The organism is Candidatus Babeliales bacterium, assembly GCA_036260945.1.
Lineage (GTDB): Bacteria > Babelota > Babeliae > Babelales > JACPOV01 > JACPOV01.
This window is the reverse complement of record DATALT010000002.1, coordinates 475779-491966: the sequence shown is the minus strand read 5'-3', so window position 1 is coordinate 491966 and position 16188 is coordinate 475779. Positions and strand designations below refer to the sequence as shown.

General features: G+C 39.4%; 14 protein-coding genes and 1 tRNA gene. 11 read left to right on the top strand and 4 right to left on the bottom strand.

The genetic code is table 11. The features are described from left to right. Window positions 1-5 precede the first annotated feature (5 nt). From VHO47_03095 to VHO47_03075, 5 genes are all read left to right on the top strand, one after another. A complete protein-coding gene (locus VHO47_03095; protein HEX2978080.1) occupies window positions 6-2222 on the top strand; it encodes a DNA translocase FtsK 4TM domain-containing protein in 2217 nt (738 codons plus the stop codon). Window positions 2223-2334: 112 nt separating this feature from the next. Then, the gene (murF, locus tag VHO47_03090) at window positions 2335-3720 is read left to right on the top strand and encodes a UDP-N-acetylmuramoyl-tripeptide--D-alanyl-D-alanine ligase (protein ID HEX2978079.1); all 1386 of its coding nucleotides are present in this window, start codon (window positions 2335-2337) and stop codon (window positions 3718-3720) included. After that, window positions 3717-4616, top strand: coding sequence for a 16S rRNA (cytosine(1402)-N(4))-methyltransferase RsmH (rsmH, locus tag VHO47_03085; protein HEX2978078.1), 900 nt, complete (start codon window positions 3717-3719; stop codon window positions 4614-4616). Before murF ends, rsmH begins: the two co-directional genes overlap by 4 nt. Before the next feature lie 247 nt (window positions 4617-4863). Further along, window positions 4864-5163, top strand: coding sequence for a septation regulator SpoVG (gene spoVG, locus VHO47_03080; GenBank protein ID HEX2978077.1), 300 nt, complete (start codon window positions 4864-4866; stop codon window positions 5161-5163). A 15-nt stretch (window positions 5164-5178) separates the two neighbouring features. Then, window positions 5179-5252, top strand: a tRNA-Gln gene (locus tag VHO47_03075). 131 nt (window positions 5253-5383) lie between these two features. On the opposite strand, the gene VHO47_03070 is transcribed toward VHO47_03075, so the two are convergent. Further along, on the bottom strand, window positions 5384-6352 hold the full coding sequence (locus VHO47_03070; GenBank protein ID HEX2978076.1) for an alpha/beta hydrolase: 969 nt from the start codon (window positions 6350-6352) through the stop codon (window positions 5384-5386). Window positions 6353-6503: 151 nt separating this feature from the next. Here VHO47_03070 and VHO47_03065 point away from each other — a divergent pair, with 151 nt between their 5' ends. Beyond that, a complete protein-coding gene (locus VHO47_03065; GenBank protein HEX2978075.1) occupies window positions 6504-7115 on the top strand; it encodes a Maf family protein in 612 nt (203 codons plus the stop codon). A 43-nt stretch (window positions 7116-7158) separates the two neighbouring features. Here VHO47_03065 and VHO47_03060 read toward each other — a convergent pair whose 3' ends face one another. Both VHO47_03060 and VHO47_03055 read right to left on the bottom strand, forming a co-directional pair. Further along, the gene (locus VHO47_03060; GenBank protein HEX2978074.1) at window positions 7159-7614 is read right to left on the bottom strand and encodes a hypothetical protein; all 456 of its coding nucleotides are present in this window, start codon (window positions 7612-7614) and stop codon (window positions 7159-7161) included. Window positions 7615-7825: 211 nt separating this feature from the next. Further along, window positions 7826-8299, bottom strand: a complete 474-nt coding sequence (locus VHO47_03055) for a MerR family transcriptional regulator (protein ID HEX2978073.1) — start codon at window positions 8297-8299, stop codon at window positions 7826-7828. 204 nt (window positions 8300-8503) lie between these two features. Here VHO47_03055 and VHO47_03050 point away from each other — a divergent pair, with 204 nt between their 5' ends. From VHO47_03050 to VHO47_03040, 3 genes are read left to right on the top strand one after another with little or no spacing between them, the layout of a single operon-like run. Continuing rightward, on the top strand, window positions 8504-8875 hold the full coding sequence (locus tag VHO47_03050) for a hypothetical protein (GenBank protein HEX2978072.1): 372 nt from the start codon (window positions 8504-8506) through the stop codon (window positions 8873-8875). 27 nt (window positions 8876-8902) lie between these two features. Beyond that, the gene (locus VHO47_03045; GenBank protein ID HEX2978071.1) at window positions 8903-11650 is read left to right on the top strand and encodes a hypothetical protein; all 2748 of its coding nucleotides are present in this window, start codon (window positions 8903-8905) and stop codon (window positions 11648-11650) included. 9 nt (window positions 11651-11659) lie between these two features. After that, on the top strand, window positions 11660-12121 hold the full coding sequence (locus VHO47_03040; protein ID HEX2978070.1) for a TspO/MBR family protein: 462 nt from the start codon (window positions 11660-11662) through the stop codon (window positions 12119-12121). Here VHO47_03040 and ychF read toward each other — a convergent pair. Next, window positions 12118-13230, bottom strand: a complete 1113-nt coding sequence (gene ychF / locus VHO47_03035) for a redox-regulated ATPase YchF (GenBank protein ID HEX2978069.1) — start codon at window positions 13228-13230, stop codon at window positions 12118-12120. The two genes, VHO47_03040 and ychF, sit on opposite strands and share 4 nt — an antisense overlap. 169 nt (window positions 13231-13399) lie before the next feature. Here ychF and VHO47_03030 point away from each other — a divergent pair, with 169 nt between their 5' ends. Next, window positions 13400-15607, top strand: coding sequence for a hypothetical protein (locus tag VHO47_03030; GenBank protein ID HEX2978068.1), 2208 nt, complete (start codon window positions 13400-13402; stop codon window positions 15605-15607). A 110-nt stretch (window positions 15608-15717) separates the two neighbouring features. Beyond that, complete coding sequence (locus VHO47_03025) at window positions 15718-15972, top strand: hypothetical protein (protein HEX2978067.1); 255 nt, start codon at window positions 15718-15720, stop codon at window positions 15970-15972. The last annotated feature ends 216 nt before the right edge of the window (window positions 15973-16188 follow it).

The window sequence follows — 16188 nt, the reverse complement described above, 5'->3', positions numbered from 1 at the left end:
GGCTTATGGTTTATGAATGGTTGTATCGCATGAAATCATATTCGTTTCGCACCGTTGCGATTATACTAACGCTCTTTTTTATAGCATGCTTTTTAGCTCTTTCATTGTGGACCTATTGCCCCACAGATAGTTCACTTTTTTATCAATCAAGTGAGCATTCTAGCACAGCGAACAAAGCGGGATTTTTGGGCGCCCATATAGCAGCGCTTTTTTATTTTTTATTTGGCACAAGCGGGCTTTTTTTTGCGATTTTTTTATTTTTTTTAACGTGGCACTTTCTTTATTATGGCGGTGTGAAAAAAATTTATTCTCAGCTGATCGGATGGTCGTTATTCGTAATGAGTTCATGCATGGTTGGTGCATGGTATCATGTATGCGTGATGAGAACCGGTTTCTTGCCTGGAGGGATTTTAGGCAATGCACTTGTTGCAAAAACAATTCGATTTGATCAGTTTTTGGTCGGCATATGTTTGCATAGTATTCTCCTCATTTCCCTCATCTTAATTTCGCAAGCATCTGTTTTAAAATTGCCAAATTATTTAATGATTGTTTTTTATCGTTTAAAAATCTTCAAGCAATTTTTCTCCATTATAATAATGCCGGCGAAAATACTGAAAAAAATAATCTCTCATGCAAATAACTCATTTATTACGTTGCTCGTTGGTACCGCTGATCAACAAAAAAATAATAATCCCACAGAAATACTCAATGATGCGATATGGCAGATGGTTTCTGAAAAAAATAGTGCGCAAGAAAAAAAATCACCTCCTGCGCATCATGAAAAGATTGAAAAAAAATCTCCCATTGTGGAGCGTAAAAAAGAGGCAGCTTCTTTATATCAGTTGCCCACAGGATCGATTTTTTCTTCGCCTGATGTGAGCAAAGAAGAAATGCATTTAGCAAAAAAGCACGAACAGCTCGCTTTGGTTCTTGAAGAAAAATTACAGCGATTTGGTATTCAGGGTCGCGTTGTTGGCATAAAGGCGGGCCCGGTTGTTACACTTTTTGAATATCAGCCGCACATTGATGCAAAGGTGAGCAGAATTCTTGCGCTTGAAGATGATTTAGCGTTAGCACTTCAAGCAATTTCTATTCGGATTATTGCACCAATCCCAGGAAGATCGCTCGTTGGTTTTGAAGTAGCGAATCAAACGCGTTTGCCTGTTTATTTTTCTCATTTGCTGCAGAGTTCCGAATGGCAAAAAACAACGGCGCAATTGCCGCTTATTTTAGGAGCCGATACGAGCGGAAACAAAATGATTGTAGATCTTGCCGCGATGCCACATTTATTAATTGCAGGATCAACAGGATCGGGAAAATCGGTTGCTCTCAATGCGATGATCGTGAGCTTACTGTGCAAAAAAACGCCAGAACAATTGCGCCTTATTTTAATTGACCCTAAACGTCTAGAATTTGCAGCATATGCTGATATTGCACATTTGCTTTTCCCTATTGTTGATGATCCAAAGCAAGCGGGCGTTGCGCTCAAGTGGGCGGTTCAAGAAATGGAGCGCCGTTATCAGCTGCTTGCTGCTGCTGGTGTTCGCCATCTTTACGATTATCAAAAATTATGTGCTTCCGATGCATCACGAGAAAAATTGCCGCTGATTGTTATCATTATTGATGAACTTTCAGATTTAATGATGGTTGCTTCAAAAGAAGTAGAATTGCGCATTGCGCGCATTGCTCAAATGGCTCGCGCAGCAGGAATTCATTTAATAGTTGCAACGCAGCGGCCGTCGGTGGATGTTATTACTGGTATCATCAAAGTTAATTTTCCAAGTAGAATTGCTTTTAAAGTTTCATCAAAAATTGATTCGCGCATTATTCTTGATTGCGCGGGAGCTGATAAATTATTGGGTAAAGGCGATATGCTTTATTTGGATGCAGCCGGCCAAATTATTCGCGTGCACGGCGCATTTATTTCAGATAAAGAGCGAGAAGGCGTCGCACGGCATATAAAAGAACAACAAGATGTGGAATATTGCGATATGAACGATCTTGTGTCAATTCAAGAAGGTGATGATATTGATGAAAGTGATCAAGATCTTTATAAGGAAGTTATCGAATTTTTAAAATCGGTAGATGAAGTTTCTATTTCGTTATTGCAAAGAAAATTCAGAATAGGATACAATCGCTCCGCACGTATTATTGATACATTGCAGGCACAAGGACTTATTATTTCCACTGAAGGTGGTAAAACGCGTAAAGTTCTGCGCTGACAAGATCTTTTTTATTTTTGTATTTCTTGACAATCGTTCAAAAAAAGGACATTTTTTCAACAAACTGAAAAAACTAAAGATCTGCATGCATTAAAGAAGGCGGAGATTCTTCATGATAATTTCTGAATTTATACGCAGCGTTTTGCCAAATAGTTCGTTTCTTTATGCACCACTTCAAGCTGATGCTACGTGGTCTATAGATAGTCGTACGATTCAAAAAGGTGATATTTTCGTTGCCATTTGTGGAAACAATCTTGATGGGCACCATTTTGTCGCCGATGCGTTTGCACGCGGCGCAGCGGGGTGCATGATTGAGAAGAATCAAGAATCATTGCTTTCAAAAATTGATAAAGCAGTTTTGAAAGAAAAGACGGTTATCGTCGTTGATAACACCCAACAAGCACTTATTAAGCTTGCGGTAGCGGTTCGCCAAAAATTTTCCGGGCCCGTCATTGGCATTACCGGTTCGATTGGAAAGACATCGACCAAAGAAGCAATTGCATCAATTCTTAAAGCTAATAATCAAACGTACTTGGCAAGCATCGGTACCCAAAATACTGTTTTAGGTATTTCTCTTGCGCTCCTTAAATTAAAACCGGAGCACCAAGTTGTTGTTTTAGAGCTTGGTATTTCAAAACGTGGCGAGATGGCACGGTTAGTTGAAATTGCGCAACCAACTATTGGCGTCATAACGGCGGTTGGCCACAGCCACATGGAAGGGCTTGGTTCTATTATTGATATCGCTAACGAAAAACGAGATATCTTTAAATATTTTAAAGAAGATAACATCGGAATCATTAATGGTGACCAGCCGTTGCTTGCAAACGTAGCTTATAATCATCCGGTCATAAAATTTGGATCCAAAACAACTAATCAAGTACAAGCTCGCAAAGTTCAAGCGACGAGCGATTCTCTGAATTTTACGTTAAAGCTGTACGGCCAAAAATATAAAATTACCTTGCCTACAAATCACAAAGGTGCCGTTTTGCATTGGCTTGCAGCTGCAAGTATTGCGTATCTTCTTGGGATAGATAATCAAATTATCGTTGATTGTATGGAAAAACCGGTTGTGGTACCAGGAAGATTCGAGCGACGCCGCCTTAAGCTTGGCAATGGCATTATTATTAACGATTGCTATAACGCAAGCCCAGAAAGCATGAAGGCCGCCCTAACTGCCTTTCAGCAGGTGCAAACTTCAGGGCATAAAATAGCGGTTCTTGGCGATATGCTTGAACTCGGCGTTAATAGTCCGTTTTGGCATCGCCAAATTGGTAGATTTCTGCGCAAGGTGCCCACAGTTCGAGATCTCATTTTGGTAGGTTCGCACGTTGAATGGACAAAAAAGACGTTGCCTTTAGGGGTAAGGGTTGAAGTGGTGCCAACATGGAAAGAGGCTTCCCAAAAATTAAAAGAGCGCTTATCGCAAGAAGTGTGTATACTGGTAAAAGCTTCTCGTGGAATAGCTCTTAATAATTTAGTGGACGAATTTAGTTTATGACGACTGACGAAAAACCATATCATATACCGGTACTTCTAGACGAAGTTATTGAATTCATGGCGCCTAAGCCCAAAGGCATCTACGGAGATGTTACTTTTGGTGGTGGCGGGCACACGCGTGCACTATTGGAAAAACAACCAAAGTGCGAAGTGGTAGCAATGGATTGGGATACGGTTGCTCTTGAAAAAAATGGTGAAAAGCTTGTTGAGCAATACCCCAAGAGATTAACGCTCGTTTGGGGGAATTTTTCTCAAGTTGATAAGCATTTTAAAAAGGCCGGCTTTGATTACGTTGATGCACTGCTTGCAGATTTCGGTACCTCTTTCTATCAATTAACGGAGCGTGCAGGTTTTTCGTTTAATAAAGATACCCCACTCGATATGAGAATGTCTCCCGCGCACCAAAAGACGACCGCAGCTGAAGTTTTAAATCGAGCTTCTGAAGAAACGCTGCGTGATATCTTTACCCATTTGGGTGAAGAACCAAAAGCGAAAGCTATTGCGCGTGCTATTGTCGAAGAACGCAAAAAGAAATCGATTCGTACGACAAAACAGCTAACGCTGATTATCGAACGAGTTTTAGGTGTGCGTGGTTCGCGCAAAATTCATCCGGCGACCAAAGTTTTCCAGGCGTTGCGCCTTTACATCAATAAAGAGATTGAAAATATAGAATCATTTTTAGTTTCCGCGATGCGCATTATAAAGCCAGGCGGGCGCTTGGTGTGCATAAGCTTTCACTCTTTGGAAGATCGCTTAGTAAAGCAGTTCTTTAAAGAACAGGAAAAGCTTGGTCATACGATCATTACCCCAAAGGTAGTGGTGCCAACAGAAGATGAAATTAAGCGAAATCCGGCAAGCCGATCGGCTAAATTGCGCGTTTTAGAGCTAAAATCGTAAAAGTTACCGATATTCATATTATTGTAGAGCATAAAACGCTCTAATCAATTTACAGAATTTTGAAAAAATCAGCCTAATTAATCAATGTACGACGGCACTATTTTTTATTATTTTTTACGGCGTTTTTTAGCCAAAAAAATAAATGTAAAAAATTTGACAAAAGCCCCCATGGACGTTACATTATGAACCAGTTGGTTTAAATAAGACCAATAGGAGAGAGTAAACCTGAAATTCCTAAGGACGCTAGATGAAAATAACAGAAGTAAAAGTGTTTCCATCTCAGGAAAGTGGCAGGCTTAAGGCCTACGCAACCATCGTGTTCGATAACGATTTTATCGTTAGGGATTTAAAGGTAATTGAAGGAAATAAGGGGCTCTTCGTTTCTATGCCTTCGCGCAGAAAAAAAGACGGTTCGTTCAGAGATATTGTTCATCCGCTTAATTCTGATACGCGAACAATGATTGAGCAATCAATTATTGCAGAATACGAAAGCGTAATGAAATCGGGCGCTACTTATCCAATGGAAAGTAACCGCTTACAACTCTAGAAATTTCTTTTTTAGTGGGGCGTAGCCAAGTGGTAAGGCACCAGGTTTTGGTCCTGGCATCGGAGGTTCGAATCCTTCCGCCCCAGCCAATTTTTATGCAGAATTTTTCTGTCGTAGGAATAAATCTGTCTTAAATTTTTTTCTTTTAATCCTTGTACTTAAAAGATGCTAAGAATAAATACTGATTATTCAGTTTCACGGGCCTCACGCAAAAATGTCCTTAATTGCAATTCGCTTTTTTATTCAGCTGTTTGTTCATGCGGCGTTTGCCAAAAAATTTAATGATAGAATCTGCTATGAAATTCAATTCTTCTTCCAGAGCAAAATGTCCTGTATCAAGCAGGTGAACTTCTATATCCTTTAAATCTTTTTTATACGGATGCGCACCATCGGCGGGGAAAATAACATCGTTTTTGCCCCACACAATTAATGTAGGCGGTTGATATTTTCTGAAATACTCTTGCCAGCTTGGATAACGGGATGGATTCGATCCGTAATCATAAAAGAGTGCGAGCTGGATTTCTTTATTGCCAGGCCGATCAAGCAAAGCTTGGTCGACAGTCCATGTATCTGGGCTTACTAGAGCCAGATTTTTCACGCCATCGGTATATTGAAACTTAGTAGTTTTTAAGGTGAGAAGATCTAATAATGGTTTAGCAGTTTCAGTGTTCTTATTTTTCCAATAGGCTCGAAATGGGTCCCAAAAGCCTTTGAGGCCTTCCTCGTAAGCATTTCCGTTTTGAACGATAAGTCCCTGAACTCTTTCAGGATGGTTGACTGCAATGCGATAGCCGACAGGCGCTCCATAATCCATCACGTATAAAATGTATTTTTTTATGTTCAGGCTTTCAAGAAGGGTATTGACTATGTTGGCAATATTATCAAACGTATAATTAAAATTGGTAACTAACGGCATAGAGCTGTTGCCATAACCTGGATAGTCGGGCGCTATCAGATGAAAGTTTTTACTCAGTAGGGGAATAAGATTTCTAAACATATGCGAAGAGGTAGGAAAACCATGGAGCAAAACGATAGTTGGTTTTTCTCTATTGCCCGCCTCACGATAAAAAATATCAAGTCCATCAATTTTTTTAGTATGATAAGTAACGCGTTCGTGATTCATGTCGCCAACAGCTTTGATTGCCAAGCTGCTTAGAACACATAACGAAAGGAGAGCTGTGTGCTTCATAGTTTCCCATATTTGAATTTCTACATTCTATTATTAGGTCGATTTTATATTAAAATATATACTGGAGAAATTTCAATAACCCGCGTTTCGGGTGCGTTAATAAATTAGTTCGTAAGGTTTTTCCCACTAAAGTTTATTTGAGAAAATTGCTATGAATACTCTCTATCTTGGTTCAAATTCTGCTTCGCGCAAAAAATTATTAGCCGAAATGGCAATTCCGTTTGAAGTAGTTGGCCATCAAGCAAATGAAGAAGCGTGCGGATGGGAACTGCCGCTTGAAAAATTGGTTGAGACGATTGCGACTGCAAAAAGTGAGCATGTTATTATTCCTGATCACGCAGACAAACAAAAATCAGTTTTTGTGCTCACCGCGGATTCTTTATGCTGCGATTCTCGGGGTAAAATTCATGGAAAACCTCAAAGCCGTGATGACGCGATCGCTAAAATTAAGGCACTCAATGGCAAAGGAAAAGTATCAAGTGCTTTCTGTTTAGAAAGAAAATTTTTTGAAGATAATTCGTGGATTGCTCAAGAACGAATTTTAAAAACAGTTACGGCTGATTATGAATTTGATTTGCCCGATTCTTGGATTGATCGTTATCTGCAGAATGTTCCGTTTTATATGAATATTTCGGGCGGCATAACAATCGATGGTTATGGTGCACAATTTCTCAAATCGATTAACGGATCATATTCAACTATTTTAGGGTTGCCAGTGTTTGAAGTTCGGCAAGCTTTAGAAAAAATAGGTTTTTTTGAATAAATAAAAAAAGCTGCGTATATATAACGCAGCCTTTTTATTCTTGCTAATTTAATTGGCTATTTTTAAGCGGCTTCCAGCGCTTTAAAAGTTCAGCGCAGAGAATATCTTTGGGATTTTTTTCAGGAAATGCTTCGAGCGCGGCGGTTGCTTTATCAAGCGTTGTTTGTAACGTTGATTTATCGCAAGAAGTAGTATCTATTTGATCAATCGCAGGCATTAAATTATATTCAACCGCTTTTTTGATCCTGGATTCATGTGAAACTTCTAGAAGAAGGGTATCAATAAGTTCAAGAAAATCGACAATGCTTGATTGCACAAATTCTGGATTTACGTTTTTTGTGGTTCCAACATCGCGCATAAAGTTATTGCGCACTGCTCGTGCGACTATTTTTTTTAAATTCTCAGATTCATTTTCTACGAGCCACTTAAGCAAAGCTAGAAATTCGTATGAGAGCTCAAACTGTGTATTTTCGTTATCAAAAAAAGAATTTTGAGCCATGTGAAGCCTTTCAGGTTAAAGGGCATTCCGATGCTTTAACTGTACCCGTTTTTAGCCCATATGGGAATAGTTTTTTAGGTATAACATCATTTTATCTTCGGGCAGGGGCTTGTCAGCGGCCGGGGCTCAATTATCAAGTGAAAAGGCTCAATTATCAAGTGAAAACGATCGTATTCTTGGCAATTTTTATATTTTAAGCGTCAGTGCGAAGTTAATCTTCGTAAGAGATTTCCCATTCAGGTAAATCTAAGGGCTTAATATCTTTTGAGATGGGGCTTCCTGGGGTGAATGAAGGGTCTGGCGCCGCCGGGTGCATTTTGTTTTTCTTCAATTCCAGGAGCCGCTGCGTACGCTGTTTTGCTTGTTGCTTAAATTCTTCAGATTGTGCTGTAAGATCGGTCTGGGTAGCTGCAAACGCTTTATTTATTTCTTTTTGTAGCTTCTTTATCTGCTTTTGAAGCTTGAGTACCATTTCCACGCCGGCAAGATTTATCCCTAACTCGTGAGTAAGGTAAATTATTTGCTCAAGTTTATCGACGTCTTCTTCTGAAAAAAGGCGGGTATTGCCGTTTGAACGTTTAGGGCAAATGAGCCCCTCTTTTTCATACAAACGTATCGTTTGCTGATGAACAGAAAACATTTTGGCTACTGCCGATATCGAAAAAAAACCTTTAGCCCTTTTCATGGTACTCCTTGAGGCCCACATATCAATTGTGCAACATACTTACTCTACCAAAAAAAGTAAATAAGTGCACTGATTAGACGTTCGCGCATCTAAAAATTTCAAATTGATAATTTTATTAGCGGTTTTATTTGTTTGATTTGCCAAATATATTGTTTTGGTACGTTGCATTGGTATAGAACTTAACTAGTTAAAAAGGAGAATTTTATGAAAAAAATGAGAATGTATTTAGCGTTAACAGTGTTTTCGGTATTGTTTATTTCGAATAATTCAGCTGCTCAGATTTCAGCCTGCGCAGTGGATAAGGAGCATTCTACGTTTGATAGTGAACCTGGTCGTATTCTGCCTGTTCCTGCAACGTTAATTGCCGCCCTTTTAGAAAAGCTTTTAAGCAATAGCACGATTGTGCAGTTACTTTTAGGACTTTCAGAAAAAGCGCTTGAAAAATTGATTGAAGATCTCATAAATCACGCACAAAGCCAAGTTGATTGCCCACCGACTGCGCCAGTAGAGGAAACTCCTGCGTCCTTTTTCCATTCGCTGCATAATCAAATAGCTGCCGATTTGGGTCAAAAGTAAACAACAGGTAAAAAAGTAAGGAGAAAGATGTATCGAATTTTTAAAAATAGGCAAATTTTTTCTTTATTGTTTCTTGCCACGGCATCTTGTGGTTCTGCTCAAGCAAATAATGGAGCTTTAGCAAAATCTTTAGAGCGGCTTCAACTTAAGATCGATGAATTTGCAATAGTGATTGCGCCAAAAGGACAAGGAACAGGTTTTAATTTTGGGGAAAAATTTCCAAACCTATCAGTGGAACAAATAAAACTTCTAGAAAAAATTCTAGGCAGCCAAGCGATAGTAAAAACTTTAACAGCTTTAACTGAACAAGAAATTTTAAAAATTATTGAAGATTTACTGCGTACGCCTGAATATGCGGCGCCCGGGCAAGAAGATGTGCCTCCACCTCCAACGCAAGAGGGTGAAGATGATATTCCGCTTCCTCCTGGGCAAGATGACGATGGTGATATTCCTCCTCCTCCCGGTGAAGGGATGCCTTCAGGCGAGCCTGAAAAAAAAGAGCTCGGGCTTACGATCGATCAAATCGCAAAACTTTCCGCTGATGAAAAAGAAGCTTCTGATGAACAACTTCTAGCGGTTCTGAAAAAATTGGCTCAGGTTTATCGCGGTAGTTTCCAATCGTATCTTGATGCAATTAAAAATGTTTTTTCTTCATTGGGTTCTAAAAAAGATAGCGCATTTAAATTTATGCAAGGAAATGATCCTAAAAGATTAGGTGAATCTATTGTTTCTTTGATTGAAAAACTTATGCCTCAAGATAAATCGCCTGAACAGCGTTTTAAAAATGCAAGCATAGTTGCACAAAATAAAAATCGGGAACAGGAATTTCTTGAATTACTTAAACCTTGGATTTTAGGTTCTGCCGAGCAATTTGATGCATCTGCAAAAAATCTCATCCCTCAATTATTAATAAATAGTGCGGCAGCAATGCGTAAAGATTTGCCTCAGATTAAGATTTTGGAAATTGACCAGGATTCAAGAATTGCAGCAGTATCCGATAAACAATTTCTTGAAGCGGTTTCGCGTGCGCAAACTTATGAAGAATTATTAAATGAACTCAATCTTCTTCGTTTGAATCAAAATTATCTGAAAGCAGAAACACTTGAAGAGGATCTTTACAGATCTCAACATAAAGCGGGCGTAAAAGAAAGTGTGCGTGAGGAAGCTATAGATCTTCGTCAAGCTCTTGAACGAGAAATTCGAGAAAAAGGTAAATCGCGCGAAGGTGGCGCTGTTGGTTATGGGAGCGCTCCATTATTACAATTATTAAAAGATGCAAAAACGGTGCAAGAAGTAATGCAAAAAGTAGATCTTGGTCGTTATCTTTTTTACATTGCTAGATTTAATAACACGTACCAGGCCTCCCTTGATAAGTTTTTGCAAGGAGCAAAGCAGCAGGATAAAGATAAAAAGAATAAAGATATTCCAGAAATTAGTTTTGCTGAGTATCTCTCCCGAGCAATTAATAAAGCTACAACGTTGAGCGCAATTTTTGATGTTCTGCGCTTGGTACTGAAAGCACCACAACTTGGAGAAGATGCAATTTTACTTCAAATGCAAGAGGGCACAAAAAAATTAAGTTACTATGTTAAGTACGATGCGCAGATGAAAACATTCCAAGAAAATAAACTGATTCAAAGGTTAGCTAATATAAAAGATCGGTTCACCGCCAATCAGCAAGAATCATTTGCGCAAGAGCTCAAGAGATTTAATTTGAGCGCTGAAGATGGAAAAAAAGTTGATGCATTGCGTGCTCAATCTCAGGCGACATTTGATTTAAGTGGAGCAATCGATCAATATCTGCGTGCTATACAAAATCCGGTTGAACTTACGCCAACTGAGAAACGAAAAGCGGTAGTAGCGCTTTATCAAAAGCTTTCAACTCTTGCAAACGATAAACAGTATGCAGCACAAAAAGAATTGCTTGAAAGCATGAAAGATGTGCTCATCAATCCGCTGCGTACAAGAAAAGAGGTTCAGGAAAAACTCCTGCCGCTCATTATTCATGCGAGCCCTGAAAATCGCAATAGAGTACTCGGATCTCTTGCGATTATTGAGCCATATGGTTTTCTTGCACAACTCTTTAATATCTTTTCCGATAAGGTAGAGAACGCAAAAACAGTAGAGGAAAAAGCAAAAATTCGATCTGATTTGCTCGAAATTCTTACCGAATTAAACGAGCGAGGAATTGTCTCCGAACCGGATCTTGCTAAACTAATTGGATCTGAGTCGTACAAAGAGAAACTTTCGGAAGCGCTTGAATTATTTAAGGCGGGGCGCTTGCATAACCTTCTTTCCTATTTTGATGAAAACTTTTTCAGTGCCGGAAAAAGCATAGCGCAAGAAGTGAATCGTCAGGATATGGTAGAACAATTTAACAAACTTGAAGAAAAAATGTATCGCTTGTTTGCACATACTTTTTATGCGGCGATTGTTTCTCATTTACAAGCGATTAAAAATAAAAAAGAGGAAATTATAGGGCTTGAAAGAAAAAGCAATCTTGAGCTTTATCCAACTATTTATGAACAATTCACAAGATATAGCGGTGAATTGCTCAATAAACTAAAGCAGCTTAATTTTACTGATTTTTCTGAACAGGATAATAAAAGCGTTCAGGATGACTTTGATGATTTTGCTATCCAATGGACAACAGCCACAACCAAAGCGCTCGAAGATGAAAAGATAAGTAAAGACGATATTAAAACTATTGAAGATAGAATCAATCTGTACGCGCAAGACATCAGAAGACGATTTTCTCAGTTGGTAAAAAAATAGAGGAAGAGAATGGAGATTTCTTATATTTTTATTCCCGCTTTTTATATTGGTGTTATGATCGCGGGTACCTGGTTTTCACAAAAAGGAATGGCGTGGTACCGAACTCTTTCGGTACCACATTTTACGCCTGCGCCTTGGGTTTTTTCGGTTGTTTGGTCGATTCTTTACATTTTAATGATCGTATCGGCCCTTTTATGGTGGCATAGCGAACAATCTTGGTGCCAAACAACAACAATAGGTGCATTATATTTGATCAACGCATTTATTAATGTGCAGTGGAGTTATTTATTTTTTTATCGGCATTTGATTGGCTGGTCTGTTATAAATACTATCGCGCTTGAAATTTCCCTCTGGGCGCTTATGTATATGCTTTGGCCAGTAAATCCAGCAGCAGCCCTCGTGCTTGTTCCGTACTGCACTTGGGTGCTTTTTGCACTCTTAATTGATGTATTGGTTTGGTGGCGCAACTAAACGTTGAATTTAACTAAAACAATGTCGCCATCACGAACGAGATAATCTTGGCCTTCGGTTCTCATTTTGCCTTGCTCTTTGAGTTTGGCAATGCTACCGGCAGCAAAAAGATCTGCGCAGTTAAAAACTTCAGCGCAAATAAAGCCGCGTTCGAGATCTGAGTGAATTTCGCCAGATGCTTGCCGAACAGTGAGCCCTTTTTTAACTGGCCAGGAATGAATCTCTTTTGGGCCGCAGGTGAAAAAAGTTATAAGGCCAAGGTGTTCATAGGTTTTTTGAATAATAGTCGCAAGGCCCCGTTCTTTTACGCCGAGCATGCCCATCATTTCTTGTGCTTCCGCATCGCTCAAACTAATTAACTCAGATTCTAGTTTAGCGCAAATAGGAATAACGCGGTTTTGCCCAAAGCGTGCAACGAGCGATTTATAATGAACGTTATTTTTATATCCATCATCTTCAAGCTCGCCTTCAGAAACGTTAGCAATAATAAGAAAATTTTTTGCGCTTAAAAGAGAAATAGTGTTGAGCGGATGTTCTTTTAATGCAGTACGAACGCCTTCAATATTTAAAGCGTCAAGGGCTATTTTAATTTTTGCTAGTGTTTCTTGCTCGAGATTCAATTCTTTTAATTCTGCAGGTTTATTTTTTGCACCCTTCATAAGATGCGCGACTTTTTCTTCACGCTTTTGAACCGTCTCTGCATCTTTGAGCATAAGTTCCGTCATGATGATTTCGTAATCTTCAAGAGGATTAAGTTCGGCGCCTGAATAAATGATATCAGGATCGGTAAAGCAACGAAGCACATGTAAAATCAGATCAACTTCCCGAATATGGCTTAAAAATTGATTGCCGAGTCCTTCTCCCGACGCTGCGCCTTTAACAAGTCCTGCAATATCAACAAAGCTAACGGTTGCAGGAATAATGCTTTGACTTTGATAAAGAGCTTTCAGTTTTGCTGTGCGCTCATCGGGCACTTCGGTAATCGCCAAGTGCGGCTCAATGGTGCAAAACGGATAATTTTCTGCAGGGACCGACGATTTAGTTAACGCATTAAATAGGGTAGATTTGCCAACGTTAGGAAGCCCAACAAGGCCCGCTTTGATACTCATTTGATTCTTTCTACAAATTAATAGTTTTCTTTATTGTGCGTTAAAAAACGAGTTTATTCAAATAGTGTGCGCCATTTGCATGAGGCAAATTATTGCTTTTTTCTATCTGAATTAATTACTTTAGTTTTGTAATCTGCTTTGAGAGTAAAATTTTTGAAAAAGGGTGGGTATGAAAAAGGGAATTGCAATAAGCGTGTGTGCAGCTGCGCTTATTTTGCTCATCGGCATGGAGCGAACTACTGATCGCGGTTTCAAAAATGAATCTCAAATTGAAGACGAATTGAGATCTCAAGAGGAAAAACGACGAACGGATGAAAAAAGACTGGCAGATGAACGCAAACGAGAGGATGATCTTCGGCAAGAACAACGTGAAGCAGAGGCACGCTTAGAACAAGCATCTGCAAATTTTGGGCCTGACTCTAAGCAATATACGTTGATCTCCAGAAGAATGGCGGAGCGTGACGGTGAAATAGCCGATGCGATAAATAATCAAAAAGCGGCCCAGAAAGATATTGTTTCGACGGAGCAAGAAATAGCTGCCTTAACGCAGCAGCTTAAGAGCTTGCGCGAGTCGCCCGATTATAAAAAAGATCAGTTGGCAAACTCTTTTAATTCAGAAATTCAAAATGAGATTCGTGGGCAATCGTCTGATGCGATTAAAAACATTATAGATAATAAGATAAATTCGATTGCAGCTCGCTCATCGTATGCTGAACAAAAAGTGCTCCTTAATGCGTTGATAGAAGTTGCACGAACCTATAACGACAACGAAGTAATTGATAAAGCGCAGCGTCGGATTAAAGAGATTGATGCATTTAAGCCGCAAAATTTGGCTACAAATGCGCTGGAACGAGAATTAAAACTTGATCAAAAAATTCCAATGGATCAAATCGCAGCCCTTGATAGTAAAACGGTCGATCTCATAATCGCTTTCGAGCAAACGTACCAATTAGGCAATAAAAAAGAAGTTAATCGCGTCATCCAAAGCATGCAAGAAGTGAAAACTGCTGTCGATCGCTATAAATTAAAACAAGGAACCATGGAGTCGCTCTTTGCGATTGATTTGGCTATTAAGGCCTCTGCTAAGATGCCTGAGATCGAGGTGTTTGGTGAAATTTCGGAAATAACTGAGGATATTGCGCGAAATCCTGCCGTTCGTGCGGTGGTGCAAGATTTGACTGAAAAAGGAAATGCGATTGTAGCGGCAGTCGCTCAGAAAGCGATAGATGATGTTCCGTCAATTCGCGCTTTAGCAAAAAAAAGCGGAGCTAATCTTATTGAATATGCCGATACTATAGAAGAGATCGCAAAGGTTATGAGAGCTGGCGGTGGTGGACTCGATCTCATGGTTAACAACTTAGGAAAAGTGGACAGTCTTTTAAGTGCGGCTGAAACGGTTGTCCGTTTAGTGCCAGTTCAAAGTGCACGAGATATTGGTGCAAAAGTTACTCAATTAAAAGAGCTTTTGATTAAGAAAAAACCACTATTAACGACTGGATTGAAAACGGGTAAGGATTGGACGGCGGCACTTTCTGAATATGGTTTTCAGTTGGCCGATCTTGTACGTGGCTTTGGGGAATCTCTTGCTAATCTACGCACGACTGATGATTTAGATAAGATCGCAAAAGCTCAAACGCTCATCGATATCGAGAAAGCAAAACTATCTGCTATACCTTCTCCTGAAAAAAAATCACGTTTCGCGCAATTATTCACCCCGGTGACCGATTTCTTTAAGAGTATTAGTGAATCAGTAAGGAATCTCTTTAAGGCTAAGCAGCCAACTCTTCAAGTGGCCAATGAGAATTATGAGCAATCACAAAGAAATTATTTAACAGTTCTTGGATTTACTCAACAAGAAATTTCAGGAAATCCTTCTGCGGCCCAAATTCAAAAGAGACTATCAGCTGCTTTAGGTGATCCAACGAAACAAAAATCTGTGGCCGATGCACAAAGTAAATTAGTTAGCGCGACCAATGATTTGGTGGCGATATACAGCGATATCACAAATCAACTTAAAGGAGCGTTGGTAAACATTGATTATGTAGTTACCGGATGGGATGCTTTAGAAACTAATCAAAAATTAACCTTTGCAGAATATGTTCCAACAATTATTACTGCTCATGATCAACGAGTTGCTTATTTGGATGCTGCATTGCAGGGCGTAGCTATTCTTCAAAATGATTTGAAAGCGCTCAAAGGAACAGGTATGGATGAAATTGCTACAACATTTGCAGATAAGGTAGCATCTCTTGTTTCTGGCGAAATGGTTTCTACCATTGCAGAATACGCTCAAATTATACGCGCGATGGATAAATCACTTGCGTATCAAAAGCAAGAATTGCAGGCTGCAATTGGGCAAGGCGGAGGGCCTGAGTAGGAAATTATGCGACTGAAAAAACAGATTGAAAATGTTGGCATATTGAACTGGTTTGTGTATATTGCGATGAAAAGAGTGTCACGTATCATTTAATAAAAGGAGACGATGTTATGATGCATACTTCTGGCATGAGATTAATGTGGATGGTCGTTTGTTTAATTACTGCTTTAGGCAGTATCCACCTTGGCCTTTTGGCTCTTGGCTATAACCCGCTTGAAATGTTGCATATTATGCAATATGAAAAGATAGTTTACTATATTATTGGTGCTTGCGGGGTTATCAGCCTCTTGAAGCTCGTTATGGGCGGATGCTCATCACACTGTGGCTGCCATTGTGGTTCAAGCTGCGATCACAAACACAAATAAAATTATTTTTGTTTTGATACAGTAAATAAGCCTGGGGGAAACTCCGGGCTTATTTTTTTAGTTGGAAATAATAAACAATCCATGTACTCTGATCACTAAAAAGTTAGTTGTGCGCATGGTTCGATATTTTTTTCTTACTTTGTTTCGCAAATTATTCACCACGAGCGTCCTTAGGTAATTTCTGTAAGCGCTCGTCCTGAGTAACTTTGAATGAAA

Excerpts from the sequence above, each read along its gene's own strand:
- VHO47_03070 (HEX2978076.1), bottom strand. The coding sequence starts at position 6,352 with ATGAAGCACACAGCTCTCCTTTCGTTATGTGTTCTAAGCAGCTTGGCA.
- rsmH (HEX2978078.1), top strand. The coding sequence starts at position 3,717 with ATGACGACTGACGAAAAACCATATCATATACCGGTACTTCTAGACGAA.
- ychF (HEX2978069.1), bottom strand. The coding sequence starts at position 13,230 with ATGAGTATCAAAGCGGGCCTTGTTGGGCTTCCTAACGTTGGCAAATCT.
- spoVG (HEX2978077.1), top strand. The coding sequence starts at position 4,864 with ATGAAAATAACAGAAGTAAAAGTGTTTCCATCTCAGGAAAGTGGCAGG.
- VHO47_03045 (HEX2978071.1), top strand. The coding sequence starts at position 8,903 with ATGTATCGAATTTTTAAAAATAGGCAAATTTTTTCTTTATTGTTTCTT.
- murF (HEX2978079.1), top strand. The coding sequence starts at position 2,335 with ATGATAATTTCTGAATTTATACGCAGCGTTTTGCCAAATAGTTCGTTT.
- VHO47_03065 (HEX2978075.1), top strand. The coding sequence starts at position 6,504 with ATGAATACTCTCTATCTTGGTTCAAATTCTGCTTCGCGCAAAAAATTA.
- VHO47_03030 (HEX2978068.1), top strand. The coding sequence starts at position 13,400 with ATGAAAAAGGGAATTGCAATAAGCGTGTGTGCAGCTGCGCTTATTTTG.
- VHO47_03025 (HEX2978067.1), top strand. The coding sequence starts at position 15,718 with ATGATGCATACTTCTGGCATGAGATTAATGTGGATGGTCGTTTGTTTA.
- VHO47_03050 (HEX2978072.1), top strand. The coding sequence starts at position 8,504 with ATGAAAAAAATGAGAATGTATTTAGCGTTAACAGTGTTTTCGGTATTG.
- VHO47_03095 (HEX2978080.1), top strand. The coding sequence starts at position 6 with ATGGTTTATGAATGGTTGTATCGCATGAAATCATATTCGTTTCGCACC.
- VHO47_03060 (HEX2978074.1), bottom strand. The coding sequence starts at position 7,614 with ATGGCTCAAAATTCTTTTTTTGATAACGAAAATACACAGTTTGAGCTC.
- VHO47_03055 (HEX2978073.1), bottom strand. The coding sequence starts at position 8,299 with ATGAAAAGGGCTAAAGGTTTTTTTTCGATATCGGCAGTAGCCAAAATG.
- VHO47_03040 (HEX2978070.1), top strand. The coding sequence starts at position 11,660 with ATGGAGATTTCTTATATTTTTATTCCCGCTTTTTATATTGGTGTTATG.